Origin of the sequence: Afifella sp. YEN Y35 (assembly GCF_047553465.1) — a bacterium.
Lineage (GTDB): Bacteria > Pseudomonadota > Alphaproteobacteria > Rhizobiales > Afifellaceae > Afifella > Afifella aestuarii.
Map to the genome: position 1 here is coordinate 2,839,442 of NZ_CP180203.1, position 13,903 is coordinate 2,853,344.

15 protein-coding genes are annotated in these 13,903 nt (G+C 63.1%); 13 read left to right on the top strand and 2 right to left on the bottom strand.

The genetic code is table 11. The annotated features are described in order from the left end of the window. Positions 1-57: 57 nt before the first annotated feature. The 4 genes from ACK8CP_RS13430 (at position 58) to ACK8CP_RS13445 (ending at position 3,952) form a co-directional block, all read left to right on the top strand. Positions 58-612 carry an NADPH-dependent FMN reductase gene (locus ACK8CP_RS13430; protein WP_234629769.1) on the top strand — a complete coding sequence of 185 codons (555 nt, stop codon included), beginning with the start codon at positions 58-60 and terminating at the stop codon, positions 610-612. Between the two features lie 259 nt (positions 613-871). Beyond that, positions 872-2,035 carry an MFS transporter gene (locus ACK8CP_RS13435; protein ID WP_414832135.1) on the top strand — a complete coding sequence of 388 codons (1,164 nt, stop codon included), beginning with the start codon at positions 872-874 and terminating at the stop codon, positions 2,033-2,035. A 73-nt stretch (positions 2,036-2,108) separates the two neighbouring features. Then, on the top strand, positions 2,109-3,074 hold the full coding sequence (locus ACK8CP_RS13440) for a diacylglycerol/lipid kinase family protein (protein WP_307153345.1): 966 nt from the start codon (positions 2,109-2,111) through the stop codon (positions 3,072-3,074). Then, positions 3,071-3,952 (top strand): metallophosphoesterase family protein, encoded by an 882-nt coding sequence (locus tag ACK8CP_RS13445; RefSeq protein ID WP_414832136.1) that lies wholly within the window; start codon positions 3,071-3,073, stop codon positions 3,950-3,952. Before ACK8CP_RS13440 ends, ACK8CP_RS13445 begins: the two co-directional genes overlap by 4 nt. On the opposite strand, the gene ACK8CP_RS13450 is transcribed toward ACK8CP_RS13445, so the two are convergent. Then, complete coding sequence (locus tag ACK8CP_RS13450) at positions 3,931-4,482, bottom strand: AAA family ATPase (protein ID WP_414832137.1); 552 nt, start codon at positions 4,480-4,482, stop codon at positions 3,931-3,933. The two genes, ACK8CP_RS13445 and ACK8CP_RS13450, sit on opposite strands and share 22 nt — an antisense overlap. Positions 4,483-4,971: 489 nt before the next feature. Between ACK8CP_RS13450 and ACK8CP_RS13455 the strand changes: the two genes are divergently transcribed. The 9 genes from ACK8CP_RS13455 to ACK8CP_RS13495 all read left to right on the top strand — a co-directional run bounded on the left by ACK8CP_RS13455 (position 4,972) and on the right by ACK8CP_RS13495 (position 13,090). Then, on the top strand, positions 4,972-5,673 hold the full coding sequence (locus ACK8CP_RS13455) for a GntR family transcriptional regulator (protein WP_414832138.1): 702 nt from the start codon (positions 4,972-4,974) through the stop codon (positions 5,671-5,673). A gap of 276 nt (positions 5,674-5,949) precedes the next feature. Beyond that, positions 5,950-6,858, top strand: coding sequence for an NAD(P)-dependent oxidoreductase (locus ACK8CP_RS13460; protein ID WP_414834267.1), 909 nt, complete (start codon positions 5,950-5,952; stop codon positions 6,856-6,858). Positions 6,859-7,086: 228 nt separating this feature from the next. Then, positions 7,087-8,088: a DctP family TRAP transporter solute-binding subunit gene (locus ACK8CP_RS13465; protein WP_307153349.1), complete on the top strand. Its 1,002-nt coding sequence runs from the start codon at positions 7,087-7,089 to the stop codon at positions 8,086-8,088. Between the two features lie 154 nt (positions 8,089-8,242). Next, on the top strand, positions 8,243-8,938 hold the full coding sequence (locus ACK8CP_RS13470) for a TRAP transporter small permease (protein WP_234629776.1): 696 nt from the start codon (positions 8,243-8,245) through the stop codon (positions 8,936-8,938). Between the two features lie 3 nt (positions 8,939-8,941). Further along, positions 8,942-10,357: a TRAP transporter large permease gene (locus tag ACK8CP_RS13475; protein WP_234629777.1), complete on the top strand. Its 1,416-nt coding sequence runs from the start codon at positions 8,942-8,944 to the stop codon at positions 10,355-10,357. An 87-nt stretch (positions 10,358-10,444) separates the two neighbouring features. Continuing rightward, positions 10,445-10,840, top strand: coding sequence for a cupin domain-containing protein (locus ACK8CP_RS13480; protein ID WP_234629778.1), 396 nt, complete (start codon positions 10,445-10,447; stop codon positions 10,838-10,840). 111 nt (positions 10,841-10,951) lie between these two features. Then, the gene (locus ACK8CP_RS13485; protein WP_414832139.1) at positions 10,952-11,350 is read left to right on the top strand and encodes a hypothetical protein; all 399 of its coding nucleotides are present in this window, start codon (positions 10,952-10,954) and stop codon (positions 11,348-11,350) included. Then, entirely contained in the window at positions 11,343-12,185 is an 843-nt protein-coding gene (locus ACK8CP_RS13490) for an alpha/beta fold hydrolase (protein ID WP_414832140.1), read from the top strand. The genes ACK8CP_RS13485 and ACK8CP_RS13490 overlap by 8 nt, the downstream gene beginning before the upstream one ends. A gap of 95 nt (positions 12,186-12,280) precedes the next feature. Continuing rightward, complete coding sequence (locus tag ACK8CP_RS13495) at positions 12,281-13,090, top strand: N-acyl homoserine lactonase family protein (RefSeq protein WP_414832141.1); 810 nt, start codon at positions 12,281-12,283, stop codon at positions 13,088-13,090. Between the two features lie 77 nt (positions 13,091-13,167). On the opposite strand, the gene ACK8CP_RS13500 is transcribed toward ACK8CP_RS13495, so the two are convergent. Continuing rightward, complete coding sequence (locus ACK8CP_RS13500; protein ID WP_234629782.1) at positions 13,168-13,893, bottom strand: ABC transporter ATP-binding protein; 726 nt, start codon at positions 13,891-13,893, stop codon at positions 13,168-13,170. Between the last annotated feature and the right edge of the window lie 10 nt (positions 13,894-13,903).

Genomic DNA, 13,903 nt, shown 5'->3' on the forward strand with positions numbered 1-13,903 from the left:
GGCCCCCGGCGGGGCTGCCCTATCTGACGGTCACCAATGGTAACCAGGAAAGGCCTTATGCGAAAGATAGCAGTTCTCGTAGGCAGCCTACGGCGCGCCTCCATCAACCGGACCCTCGCTCATGCGCTTGAGAAGCTCGGCAAGGATGAGTTCACCTTCATCTATCCGGACCTCAACCTGCCGCTCTACAACAACGACCTGTGGGAGAATCCACCGGCTTCCGTGCTGGCGCTGAAGCGCGATCTTGCCGACGCCGACGGCATCATCTTCGCCACGCCGGAATTCAACCGGTCGATCCCGGCCGTCCTCAAGAACGCCATTGACTGGGGGTCCCGCCCCTACGGCGAAAGCTCCTGGACCGGCAAGCCGATCTCCGTCATCGGCGCGTCTCCCGGTCGGATCGGAACCGCCGCCGCACAGGTCGGTCTGCGCAGCGTCCTCGTCACCCAGAACGCCTTTGTCATGGGCCAGCCGGAGGTTTACCTCGCCTTCCCGGAAGGGCTGATCGACGGGGAGCTCACCGTCACCGACGAGACCACGCGCAACTTCCTCAAGGAATATCTTTCGCGTTTCGGCGAGTGGATCGACAAAATGCCGAAGCTCGACAAGTAGCTTCCGGTTCAGGCTTCAGACTTCGCCTCAGACCTTTGTCTGAGGCGCATCGATCTTTTCGCTTCAAGGACGGGACGCCCGTCCTTGCCTCCCCTCGGCATACGTCCCTAAGACGCCCCGAGCGAGCCGAGCCCCGTGCGTTCCGGACACGAACGCACCGGAGACGGATGGCGGAATCCGCGTTACGACGTTATCTCGTGATGCGCGGCCGGCTCATCTACCGGTCCGTTTGGCGGCGCGTGGCCAGGGGGCGTTTCACATGTCGGTCGGCAAAGCGTCAGAGGCGGTCTTCGTGCTCGACCGGGCTGCCATCGCGGCGGTGATCCTCGGCGTCACCGCCTTTTCGGTCTCCCAGGGCCTTACCTATCCCCTCATTTCGCTCATCATGGCCCGTCAGGGCGTCACCGATAGCGTCATCGGACTCAATGCCGGCGTCTTCAGTCTTGGCCTTGCCGTTTCCACCCTCGCCATCGGGCCTTTGACGGCGAGGCTGGCAGGCGACAAGATCATCATCGTGGGCCTTGCCGGCTGCTCCCTCTGCCTCTTCGTCTTCGGCATCACGGATTCGCTTGCCGTCTGGTTCGTCGCCCGCTTCGTGCTCGGGATCTGCGTCAATCTCGTCTTCATGCTGAGCGAAGCCTGGCTCAATGCGGCCTGCCCGGATCATCTGCGGGGACGCATCTCGGGACTTTATGGCGCCGGCATGTGTGCGGGATTTGCCGCCGGCCCCCTCGCCATTCCGTTCTTCGGCAGCGACAGCAGCTTTCCCTTCGCCATCCTTGCCGTCTATCTCGCCATCGTCGCCTTCGCGACGGCGGTTCTAAGCCGCCGCGCTCGCACAAGGCCCCAGCCTTCACCTCCCGGCGCGCTGGTCAAATTCGTACGCGCCGCGCCGGCGCTCATCGTCATGGTCTTCGCTTTCGGCTTCGCCGACATCGCAGCAATCTCCGTGATGCCCGTCTATTTCGTGAAGACGGGCCATTCGGAGGCCTTTGCGGCGATCGCCGTGACCATGGTCGCGCTGCCGACCGCGCTCGCGCAGCCGCTCGTCGGCCTGCTTCTCGACCGCCTGCCCCGCCACGGGGTGGCGCTCGCCTGCGGCCTCGTTGCCGGCGCCACCTTCCTCATCATCCCCTTCCTGGAATCGGAAGCCGCCATCCTGGCCGTCTTCGCGCTGATGGGGGCCGCGGAATTTGCGCTTTACACCTGCGCTCTGACCCTTCTCGGCGCAAGCTATACGGGTGGCCTTCTCGTCGCCGGAAGTGCCGTCTTCGGCCTCGCCTACGCGATTGGGAGCGCGGGCGGCTCCACCGCCACGGCATCGGCAATGGACCTCTTCTCACCGGCCGGGGCACCGATTACGGCCGGGCTCGCTCTGTTTATTCTCGTTGGGATGATGTTGCGCTTGCAGCCTGCGCGCTGAACCCTTCGCCGCTTGGTGCATTCACGCAGAAGACGCCGGATCAACCGGCGGCAGACAAGGCACACATCTTTTCATGCACCCGCTCCGCATCCATGTCGTCTTCAACGCCAATTCCGGGACCGCCGCGGGCCTGACACCAGACGCGCTCAGCGAACAATTCGCGGCCGCTGGCTTCGAGGCCGCAGTCGATAGTGACATGGCGCGTCCGCTGCGCGATCGGGTCGCCGAGGCTGCCGCTTCGCAAGCCGATATCATCGTCGCCGCCGGCGGTGACGGTACCGTCACGGCCGTCGCCGCGGCACTCTTGGGGAGCAACAAAAAGCTCGCCATCCTGCCGCTCGGCACCGCCAACCTTCTTGCCCGCGACCTTGCGGTACCTCTCGACATCAAAGAAGCGATCTCGACGCTTCGTGAGATGCAACCGCGCGCGATCGATGTCTGCGAAGTGAACGGACGGATTTTTTTGCACAAGGTCGTCATCGGCTTCGCACCTGCCGTTGCCGCCGGCCGGGAGCATCTGCGGCACAATCCGGATTTCGGCACGCGGCTCAGCTTTCTGCGTTTCTTCTGGCGCCGCCTCACCCACCCCCAAGATCTGCGCATGACGCTTGAAAGGGACGGCGCCGACAACACCGAAACGTTGCGTGTCCGCTCCATCGCGGTTGCCAACAATGCCTATGACGAAGAACTCGGCCGCTTCTTCTCCCGCCGCAGGCTCGATCGCGGACTTCTGACGGTCTATGCGCTGCGCCATCTCGGCCTGATCGATCTTCTGCGGCTCACCGCGGGAATGGCGCTCGGCCGCTGGCGCGATGACGAGGCGCTCATCATCCATGAGGCACATGAGGTGCGGCTGTCGACACAGCGTCAACTGGTGCAGGCGATGATCGATGGGGAAGTGGAGAAGATCCGCCCGCCGCTTGATTTTCGCATTCACCCCCAGGCCCTCACAGTGCTGGCCCCGGTCGCTCAGGCGACAGAGGCGCCCGAAGACGAAGCCATCGCCCCAGCGCCTTATCAGGAGCGGGCGTCGGCATGAGAATCGCACATCTATCCGATCTCCATTTCGGCCATCACGACCCACAGCTTGCCACCTCTCTCCAGGAGGATCTCCTCGCCTCGCAGCCCGACCTCGTCGTCGTCAGCGGCGACTTCACTCAGCGCGGCGAGGCCGACGAGTTTGCCGAAGCCGGCGCCTTTCTCAACGCCCTGCCGATGCCGACCTTCTGCGTTCCAGGAAATCACGACGTGCCGGCAATCAATCTCATCGACCGCTTTCTGACGCCCTACCGGCTCTATAAAAAGCACATCTCCCGCGATCTGGAGCCGTTCGTGGAGATGGACGGCGTTGCAATTGCGGGCCTCAAGACGTCACGGCGCATGCGTCTCGGCTTGAATTGGGCGCACGGCTCTTTGAGCCATGACCAGCTCGATGCGCTTGGCTCCCGCTTCGAGGCGGCCGACCCCTCCGCCCTGCGTGTCGTGGTCGCCCACCATCCGCTGCTTCTGCCCGATCCGCCGATCGACATGCGGCGGGTGAAGCGGGCGGACCTTGCGCTCGAGACCTTCGCCGAACTCGGCGTGCGGCTCGTACTCTCAGGACATTTCCACATGGCTTATGTGCGCAGGCATGGCGCCCCCACCGAGGAAAAAGAAGGCGAGCCGATCGGCGGACGCGAGGCCGCACATGCGCCCATCCTGGTGGCACAGGCCGCAACCTCGATCTCGACACGCCTGCGCGGCGAGCCGAACGCGTACAATGCGATCACCATCGAAGACGGGTCGATCGACATCGCGGTCAGGGCCTGGGACGGCGAAACCTGGCACCAGAAGCCGGCCGATATCTTGCACAACACGCCGACGGTGGACGCGGAGAAGACAAGCGTCAGAGAGGTTCAGGCCGCGGCGATCCGCTGAAGGATGGTGGCAACGAGCTTTGCGCGCCCTTCGTCGTGGTCATCGACGGCGATGACTTCGTCTTCGGCATGGGCGCGCACCAGATCTGCAACTCGCGCATCGACCCTGAGTGCCTCTTCATCGCTCTCAAGCCGGCCGACGGTCTGATACTCGGCCTGCGGGCGGGCAATGAGAACGTCGAGACGGCGAACGCTTTTGTGGCACCAGATGCAGAGCTCGTGAAAGGCGGCTGGGTAATGGGGCGCGGCATAAACGCTCGCCAAAAGCACGCATCCATCGGCCACGATCACGTCGACCTTGCCGAGAAGCTCTTCAACCGGCGCCCATTGCTCGCCGAGAATGGTGATCTTGTTGGCGATCGCATGTGGGCGACCTTCCCAGATCCGCCTCTTGGTCACCTCGGTCACGAGTTCGCAGGCGATGTGCCGGCGCTTCAGATCGGAAAAGAGCCCGGCGGCGAATGTCGACTTGCCGACGCCCGGACCTCCCAAGATATTGACCACAAGGGTTTCGCGCGACGCGTCGTTCATAGCTCAGCCTTTCGCGAGGGGCCGAATTGTCCACAAGACGAGACACACAAAGCCGTTGGCAGGCGCCCGCCGGCGCAAAACGGGCAGGAGAGACGCGAGGCTGCGGTGCTGAGATGGATGACTTGCAAAACTCTATCGATGTGACCCGGGTCGCAGGGCATCCGATAGCCGATGAAGCGTCCTGACGCATCCCCCTTGCGCATCCCGCTCGCGGCGGAGATCGGGCTGTTGAAACGCGCTGGCACGGGTCCCCGGCCGATCAGAGCTTACGGGCGCGACTTTCGAGCGCGGCCCATAGTGGCCACTCGGGGTGGCATAAAGATGCATATGCTCGGGCCCTCAAAGATTGTAGGACCGTCATGCGATCATTACGAATGCTAGACACGTCTGCGTTGCTGAACAATAATCTTAATGTCTGCAGGATCCGAGCTGGTCGGTGAGCGGGCGGCGTAAGCGACCACTCCGGCAAGGGGAAAAGCAGTGCCCGGTATGAATGAAATCAAGGCGAGGGACGAGGAATTCCGCGTTCCGCGCCCGGCGGCAACTTTGCGCCACAGCGTCACGGAAAGCATTCGGCAGGCCATCGCCGCCGGGCGATTCCGACCGGGCGAGCGTATGCCGGAGCGCGACTTGTGCGAGATGACGGGTGTCAGCCGAACGCTCGTCCGCGAAGCTCTTCGCCAGCTCGAATCGGAAGGGCTCATCGAGGTCATCGCCCATAAAGGTCCCGTGGTTTCTCGGATCACCGCGGCACAGGCGATCGGCGTTTATCAGGTGCGCGAGGTGCTGGAAGGCCTGGCGGCCGAGCTCTTTGCCGAGCATGCGACGGATAACGACCGCGAGGCACTGAAGGCGGCGTTCGATGAGGTCAAGAAGGCCGATATCGCCGCGACGCGCATCGCGCTGAAAAACAAATTCTACGATTGCCTCGTCGCCGGCACCGGCAACGAGGCGCTGGGCAAGACGCTCTATATGCTGAACTCGCGCACCATGCTGTTGCGGGCGCAATCGCTGCAAGCTCCCAATCGCTGGCAGCAGAGCCTGAGCGAGCTGCAGACGCTCCTCGACGCCCTCGACCGCCGCGATGCCGCGGGGGCCAAGGCGATCGCCACGGATCATGTGCGGCGCGCAGCGGCGGCGGCCATGCACACCTTTTCCATGGACACGCGCGAAAAGAAGCGTCGCGCCTGAAAGCCTCGCTTCCGTGCCGGGCGGAGGCTCAGACCGGCGCGCTCCTGCGCTCCCCTCTCCAGGCTCACCCATCCTCGAGGGCTTTTGTTCAAAGCGTCCCCACGAGGACACGTTGAGCGCGATCTGCTTCTAATAATATTGTATTACGGTATTAAGATCGATATGGTGTCCGGGCTTGCGGGTTCCCGCGACGGCGTCGGATGAGGCCGCTGCAGGCCCAACCCCGCCATCGAAACGAATAATCGGCAGGCTGAGAGCCGCCAATCGTGGAGGAATATCTTGAGCGACAAAATCGGCTTCATCGGTCTTGGAAATATGGGCGTCCCGATGGCCGGGCGTCTCTTGGACGCCGGCAACCCGCTCGTCGTTTATGATGCGCGCGAAAGTGCAATCGCGCCGTTCGTGGAACGCGGCGCTACGGCGGCAAATTCGGCCGCCGATCTCGCCTCTCAGGTCGACACCGTCTTCCTGTCGCTTCCGACGCCACCGATCGTGGAGGCCGTCGCCTTCGGCGACAATGGGCTCGCCGAAGGAAGCCAGGTGAAGCGGATCGTGGATTTGTCCACGACAGGCCCGCAGATGGCGGAAACGCTGGCGAAAAAGATGCAGGAAAAGGGCGTCACCTGGCTCGATTCCCCGGTGAGCGGCGGCGTCGGCGGCGCCAAGGCGGGCACTCTCGCCGTCATGTTCTCCGGGCCGAAAGCCGACTACGACAACCTCCTGCCGCAGCTCAAGGCGATCGGAAAGCCGTTCTATGTGAGTGACAAGCCGGGCCTCGCGCAGACGATGAAGCTCGTCAACAATTTGTTATCTGCCGCAGCCATGGCGCTGAGCTCCGAGGCCGTGGCAATGGGCGCCAAGGCAGGGCTGTCGCCGGACGTGATGATCGACGTCATCAACGCCGGCAGCGGCCGCAACACCGCGACCATGCAGAAATTCCCCCAGTCGATCCTGCCCGGCACCTTCGATTACGGCTTTTCGTCCGGCCTCATGTTCAAGGACGTCAAGCTTTTCAACGAGGTCGCCAAGGCGATGGGCCTCACCCTGCCCGGCTGCGAAGTGGTCTTCGATATCTGGCAGGATGCCGTCGATAAACTCGGCGCGGATTCCGATTTCACCAAGGTGGTGACACTGACGGAGAAGGCCGCAGGCGTCAGCCTGCGCAGCGACGGCGCCACCGGCTGATTTTCGCGAAGAAACCGACGCCGTCTCCGGGACTGCGTAGCGTTTCTTTCTTTGCATAAAGTACACCTCTGCGACGGCAGCGTGCGCGGGACGCGTGCGCTGCCGTCTGCGAAATTGTTCTGAAATATTCTGATCATACAATCATATTGACTTGGCCCAAGGCCTATGATCAGCTCACTGCAGCTTCCGCCAGCAAACGAGCGGGAAACAGTGATCACCAGGGAGGACATGATGAAAACCACCATTCTTACAGCCCTCGCGATGAGCCTCTTGGCCAGCACGGCCATGGCTCAATCGGAGTGCCAGTCCGGCGAAACGCTCGTCAAATACAGCCATGTGAGTGCTCCGACGGGCAATCCGAAGGGCGAGATGGCCACCGCACTCGCCAAGCGCGTCAACGAAGAGATGGACGGGCAGCTTTGCATCCAGGTCTATCCGAGCTCACAGCTCTACAATGACGATGAAGTCATGGAAGCGCTGGCGATCGGGGACATCCAGCTCGCCTCGCCCGACATCGGCAAGCTCGGCGCCTATACCGCCAAGCTCGACGTCTTCAATCTGCCGTTCCTGTTTGAGGACACCGATGCGGTGTCGCGCTTCACCCATAGCGAGACGGGCGACGAACTCTTGAAGTCCATGACCGACAACGGCTTCGTCGGCCTTGCCTATGTCTATAACGGCCTGCGCGCCTTCTCCGCGAACAAGCCATTGATCGAGCCCTCGGACCTCAACGGCCTGAAGATCCGCGCCACGACCTCCGACGTCTCGATCGCCATGATCAAGGCCCTCGGTGCCAACCCGCAGCCGCTCGCCTGGAGCGAGGCCTTCGGCGCCTTGCAGACCGGCGTCGTCGACGGGCAGGAGAACACCTGGTCGAACATCTACACCGGCAAACTCTACGAGGTGCAGGACGGGGTCACCGAGACCAACCACCAGTTCCTCACCTACATTCTCGTCACCTCCCAGGACTTCCTCGACAGCCTGGATGACGATGTGCGCGAGAAGTTCCTCTCGATCGTCGGCGAGGTCAGCGACGAGTACAACGAGAAGGCGACGGCCATCAACGAAGAGAGCAAGGAGCGCATCCAGGAAGCGGGCGTCACCGTCCGTACGCTCTCTCCGGAACAGCGGCAGAAATGGGTCGATGCCGTGAAACCCGTCTGGGAAGAGTTCGAAGACGGGATCGGCAAGGATGTGATCGAGGCCGCAGTCGCGTCCAACAAATCCTGAACGCAGGCTCTGCCGGGCCCACAAGCGCGGTGACGGCTGACATGCCGTCGCCGAACACGCCCCCCGTGCGCCCGGCCGGACCGCTCGCCATTGAGATTCCCTTCGCCGCTTTCGGCGAAGGGCCGCGAGGATCCAACCCCCTGAAGGATTGAAGATGAGCAGTTTCGGCCGACGCGTCGACCGCTTCGAGCGCAGCGTCATCGCGATCTTGATGGCGGCGATGACAGTCACCTCCTTTACCCAGGTCATCGCCCGCTACGTGTTCAATACGGGCTGGCTCGGCGCGCTCGATTTCGCGCGCATCCTGTTCGCCTGGCTCATTCTCTTCGGCATGGCTTACGGCGCGAAGATCGGCTCGCATCTGGCGGTCGACACGCTGGTCCGGGCCCTGCCCAAGCACCTCTTCAAGGCGTTTGCGATCTTCGGCGCACTTTGCGGTATCGTCTATGCCGCAATCTTCTTCTGGGCCGACTGGCTTCAATTCGTCGGTATCGACGCCAAGGGCGGCGCCTTTCCTTATTGGCTGCGCACCTTTGAAACCGGCATCGGCCTCACCGAAATCCGCTATCCGGAATGGGCGCAGGAGATGTTCGACCTGCCCGCCCGGGTGCATCGCTGGATCGCCTATCTCATCCTGCCCCTCGGCCTCTTCCTGTTCGGCTTCCGCTGCCTGCAGGCGCTGATCGAGATCGTCCAGGGCAAGCGGGAGATGATCACCACCGCGATCGAGACGACCGAGCTCATGGATCAGCATTCAGATCCCGACCACGAGAGCTACGCCGCCGCGCAGGAGCACGCCTCAGAGGCGCCGCACTGGTACGACGACAACAACTCCACAGACCGGAGGTAAATGATGGTCTCCGGCTTCCTTTTCATCACGGTTCTGGCGCTTCTCTTCGCCGGCGTGCCTGTCGCGCTCGCGCTTGGCCTGTCGAGCGTTCTGACGATCGTTCTCTTCTCCGGCGATTCGATGTCGTCGGTGGCGCTCAAGCTCTTTACGGCCTCGCAGAGCTACACCCTGCTCGCTATCCCGTTCTTCATTCTCGCCTCGTCCTTCATGTCGACCGGTGGCGTGGCGCGCCGCATCATCCGCTTCGCAGTCTCCGCTGTCGGCCATCTCCGCGGCGGCCTCGCGATCGCCTCGGTGATGTCGTGCATGCTGTTTGCCGCGCTCTCCGGCTCTTCGCCCGCGACCGTGGTTGCGATCGGCTCGATCGCCATCGCGAGCATGCGCGAGGTCGGCTACTCGAAGGAATTCGCTGCAGGCATCATCTGCAATGCCGGCACGCTCGGCATTCTCATTCCGCCGTCGATCGTCATGGTGGTCTATTGCGCCGCCACAGACGTTTCCGTCAGCCGCATGTTCCTCGCCGGCATCCTGCCGGGCACCGTTGCCGGGCTGATGCTGATGGTCGGGGTCTATCTCAATGCGCGCTTCCGCGGCATGCCGAAACTGCCTTTCGCGGGCTTTACGGCCGTACGCGATGCCTTTCTCGACGCGTCCTGGGGCCTCTTCCTCGTCATCGTCATCCTCGGCGGCATCTATGGCGGCATCTTCACGCCGACCGAGGCCGCGGCCGTCGCGGCGGTCTATTCCTTCCTCGTCGCCATCTTCATATATCGCGATATGGGGCCGCTTCGGGGCGTCCCGTGGCGCAAGGACGGTGAATCGATCATCGGCGCCGTGCAGCGCAACATCCTCCTGACGGTCACGCGCTTCGTGCCGGCCTGCTTCCACCGCGACACCGAGCATGTGCTGGTGGAGGCCGGCAAGGCGACGATCATGCTCATGTTCATCGTCGTCAACGCGATGCTCTTCGCCCATGTGCTGACGGTGGAACGGGTGCCGCAGACGATCACCGAATGGATGATCGGAGCCGGCTTCAACTGGTTCACCTTCCTGCTGGCGCTCAACATCCTGCTGCTCATCGGCGGCCAGTTCATGGAGCCCTCGGGCCTCCTCCTGATCGTCGTGCCCGTGGTTTTCCCGGTCGCGATGGAGCTCGGCGTCGATCCGATCCATCTCGGCATCATGATCGTCGTCAACATGGAGATCGGGCTGATCAGCCCGCCGATCGGGCTCAATCTCTTCGTCACGGCGAGCGTCGCCCGAATGAGCGTCGTGCAGGTGACGAAGGCTGCGGCCCCCTTCATCGGCATCATGCTCATCTTCCTCGTGATCGCCACCTACGTGCCGGGGCTTTCGACACTCGTGCCGTACTCGCTGATGGGCCCGGAGCCGAAGAGCTTCACGCATGGCCTCAAATGAGGCGTGCAACCCCACCGCTCAACGAACGACCCGCTGAGGCGGGAGACCAGGCCGGACGAAACGGCCGACATCAAGGAGAGGAGAAATATGGAGATCAGACGTCTTGGAACTCTGCCGACCCGCAAGGCACCGGCAAAATCCTTCACGGGCAATGTCTGGCAGGACCCGATCATCGAGGCGCCTGAGCCGGCGCTGCTGAAATCGAACGTGGTCATGTTCGAGCCGGGCGCCCGCACGGCCTGGCACACGCACCCGATGGGTCAGACGCTTTACGTGACCTCCGGCACCGGCCGCATCCAGAAATGGGACGGGCCGATCCAGGAGATCCGAGCCGGCGACGTCATCTGGATCCCGCCCGGCGAGAAGCATTGGCATGGTGCGGGTCCGAACACGATGATGACCCACATCTCCATGCAGGAAGGCCATGACGGCGTCGTCGTCGAATGGCTGGAGCACGTCACCGACGAGCAATACGGCGCGTAAGGGAAAGCGGCGCGGCTCGAAAGAGTTCGCGCCGCCTTCTTATGCGCGAGGCTCCGACCTGGCGAGCCGGAGGCCCTGCCCCAGCCCGCCTTCGACGACAAGGATACCGAAATGGCTGAATTTCCCGACCCGGATTGGATGGCCGCCTTCGCCGACAGGGTCGCCTCAGACCGAGAACTTGCCATCATAGGCGGCAAGTTCGACGTCGATATGGGCATCACCTTTGGCGAGCGCCGCTACGTCTTGCGGGTGCGCCAGGGCAAGATCGAACAAATCCTGCCGGCCCCCGGCTTCGACGTCCCCACGCAATTTGAGATCCGCGCCCCGATGGAGCTGTGGCAACGCTTTTTGAGCGAGACGCCGCCGCCGCTCTACCACGACATCTTCGCCATGATCATGCGCGTGCCGGAATTCGTTCTCGAAGGCGACACGCTCGTGGCGATGCAGAACGCGCGTGCCCTGCACCGCATGATGGGCCTGATGCAGAAGGTGGGGAAAGAGCATGCCTGAATTCGAACCGATCGTCGGCCGCTACCTCAATGTGGCGATCCAAGGCCGCAACCACCGCATCTATGTGGAAGAAGCCGGTGAGGGCATCCCCCTCCTCTGCCTGCATACCGCCGGGGCCGACAGCCGCCAGTTCCGCCATCTCCTCAACGACGAAGAGGTGACGCGCCGGTTTCGGGTCGTTTGCTTCGACATGCCCCGGCATGGCCGCTCCGACCCGCCGGACGAATGGTGGCTGGAATCCTACGAGCTCAAGACGGAAGAGTATCTCGCGACCATCGAAGCCGTATGGAAGGGTCTCAAGCTCGACCGTCCCGTGGTCATGGGCTGCTCCATGGGCGGAGCCATCGTGCTCAGGGTCGCAAGCGACTTCCAGGACGAGATCCGCGGCATCATCGGGCTCGAAAGCGCCGCGCACGCGCCCGGCCGCTACAACGAATTCCTGCTGCATCCGGCCGTGCATGGCGGCGAACTCGTCGCCACCTACACGTTCGGCCTCAACGCGCCGCAAAGCCCCGAAGAGGGCAAGCGCGACAATTGGTGGTACTACGCGCAGTCCGGCCCCGGCGTCTATCGCGGCGACGTCATGTTCTACAGCTTCGATTTCGATGCCCGCGAACATGTGAAGACGATCGACACCGCCAAGTGCAAGGTGAGCCTTCTCACCGGCAGCTACGATTATTCGTGCACGCCGGCGATGACGGAGAAAGTGGCCGCCGCCATTCCCGGCTGCCGCTACACCGAGATGGAAGGCATGGGCCACTTCCCGATGATCGAGAACTATGCCCTCTTCCGTCAGTATCTTCTGCCGGAACTTGAGGTGATGGAGGCCGACTGACCGCCCTCACCCCGCCAAACGCGGTCACCCATGCACAGGAACCGGCCCGCGCCCCACCGAACAACAAGAGCGCGGCCGGTCGGAAGGGAGGAAAGATGACACCTGAACCTTATGAGGTCTACGCGGTCCGCTATGCGCACAATCCGGCCGCGACCGCCGCGCACAATTTCGTCGGCGGCGATCCGCATGACGTGCCGATGCCGCTCGACTATTTCGTCTGGGCGATCAAGGGCAACGGCCGCACCTTCATCGTCGATACCGGCTTCGATGCGGCGATGGCAGAAAAGCGCAAGCGGCAGTTCCTGCGCTCGCCCGGTGAGGGCCTGAAGACGATCGGCATCGATCCGGACGGGATCGAAGACGTCATCATCTCGCATATGCATTACGACCATTGCGGCAATTACGATCTCTTCCCGAATGCGCGCTACCATCTCCAGGACACGGAGATGGCGTATTCGACCGGCCGCTGCATGTGCCACGGCGCGCTCAAGCTCCCCTTCGAGGAAGAGGATGTGGTGGCGATGGTGCGCAAGGTCTTTGCCGGCCGCGTCAAGTTCCACGACGGCGCCTCGGAGATCGCGCCCGGCATCAGCGTCCATCATGTCGGCGGCCATTCCAAAGGGCTGCAGGTGGTTCGGGTCTGGACGCGGCGCGGCTGGCTCGTCGTCGCCTCCGATGCCAGCCATTTCTACGCCAATATGAACGAGGGCCGCGCCTTTCCGGTGCTGCACAGCCTCGCCGAGACGCTCGAGGGCTATGACCGGCTGTGGGAGCTCGCGAGCGATCGCTCGAACGTCATTCCAGGGCACGACCCGATCATTCTCGACCGCTACCCAGCCCCGAGCTCGGGCCTTGAAGGCGTCGTCGTGCGCCTCGACGCCGATCCGAAAGAGCCGGCAGGGTAAGAGATCCTCCCCTCTTCCCGAACGGCAAACGGGCGCCCGCGGGCGCCCGTTTTTTTTGTCGGATACGGTGAGCGCGTTCAGAGCCCGAGATAGGCCTCACGCACCTTCGGATCGTCGTGCAGCGCCTTGGCGGATTCGGCCAGAACGATCTCGCCGGATTCCAGCACATAGCCGCGCGAGGCGACCGAGAGGGCGAGCGAGGTGTTCTGCTCCACGAGCAGGATCGAGGTCCCCGCTTCGTGGATCTTGACGAGGGCATCGTGAACTTCGTCGACGACGATCGGCGCGAGACCATGGCTCGGCTCGTCGAGGATGAGAAGGCGCAGATTGAGCATCATGGCGCGGCCGAGGACGACCATCTGCTGCTCGCCGCCCGACAGCGTTCCGGCCCATTGCCGCCGCCGCTCCTTGAGGCGCGGAAAGAGCGTGAAAGCCTTTTCCAGGCGCTCCTTGTAAACGGGGTCCTGGCGCAGCGTGTAAGCTCCGAGCAGCAGGTTTTCCTCCACCGTCATGTCCGGAAAGACATGCCGTCCCTCCGGCACATGGGCGATGCCGAGCTTCGGGATCTCATGCGCTTTCAGCGACATCAGATCCGTGCCGTCGAAGGTGATGCGCCCGCGCGATTTCGGCACGAGCCGTGAAATGGTGCGCAGGAGCGTGCTCTTGCCAGCCGTATTGGCGCCGATGACGCAGACGAATTCGCCGGCATGCACGTCGAGGCTGACGCCGTGCAGAACATCCGAACCGTCATATCCCGCATGCACATCTTCGACCGACAGGAGAGTGGGTGTCGTGTCGCTCATTCTGCCGACC

Coding starts and splice junctions, on each gene's coding strand:
- ACK8CP_RS13430 (WP_234629769.1), top strand. CDS start 58: ATGCGAAAGATAGCAGTTCTCGTAGGCAGCCTACGGCGCGCCTCCATC.
- ACK8CP_RS13435 (WP_414832135.1), top strand. CDS start 872: ATGTCGGTCGGCAAAGCGTCAGAGGCGGTCTTCGTGCTCGACCGGGCT.
- ACK8CP_RS13440 (WP_307153345.1), top strand. CDS start 2,109: ATGCACCCGCTCCGCATCCATGTCGTCTTCAACGCCAATTCCGGGACC.
- ACK8CP_RS13445 (WP_414832136.1), top strand. CDS start 3,071: ATGAGAATCGCACATCTATCCGATCTCCATTTCGGCCATCACGACCCA.
- ACK8CP_RS13450 (WP_414832137.1), bottom strand. CDS start 4,482: ATGAACGACGCGTCGCGCGAAACCCTTGTGGTCAATATCTTGGGAGGT.
- ACK8CP_RS13455 (WP_414832138.1), top strand. CDS start 4,972: ATGAATGAAATCAAGGCGAGGGACGAGGAATTCCGCGTTCCGCGCCCG.
- ACK8CP_RS13465 (WP_307153349.1), top strand. CDS start 7,087: ATGATGAAAACCACCATTCTTACAGCCCTCGCGATGAGCCTCTTGGCC.
- ACK8CP_RS13470 (WP_234629776.1), top strand. CDS start 8,243: ATGAGCAGTTTCGGCCGACGCGTCGACCGCTTCGAGCGCAGCGTCATC.
- ACK8CP_RS13475 (WP_234629777.1), top strand. CDS start 8,942: ATGGTCTCCGGCTTCCTTTTCATCACGGTTCTGGCGCTTCTCTTCGCC.
- ACK8CP_RS13480 (WP_234629778.1), top strand. CDS start 10,445: ATGGAGATCAGACGTCTTGGAACTCTGCCGACCCGCAAGGCACCGGCA.
- ACK8CP_RS13485 (WP_414832139.1), top strand. CDS start 10,952: ATGGCTGAATTTCCCGACCCGGATTGGATGGCCGCCTTCGCCGACAGG.
- ACK8CP_RS13490 (WP_414832140.1), top strand. CDS start 11,343: ATGCCTGAATTCGAACCGATCGTCGGCCGCTACCTCAATGTGGCGATC.
- ACK8CP_RS13495 (WP_414832141.1), top strand. CDS start 12,281: ATGACACCTGAACCTTATGAGGTCTACGCGGTCCGCTATGCGCACAAT.
- ACK8CP_RS13500 (WP_234629782.1), bottom strand. CDS start 13,893: ATGAGCGACACGACACCCACTCTCCTGTCGGTCGAAGATGTGCATGCG.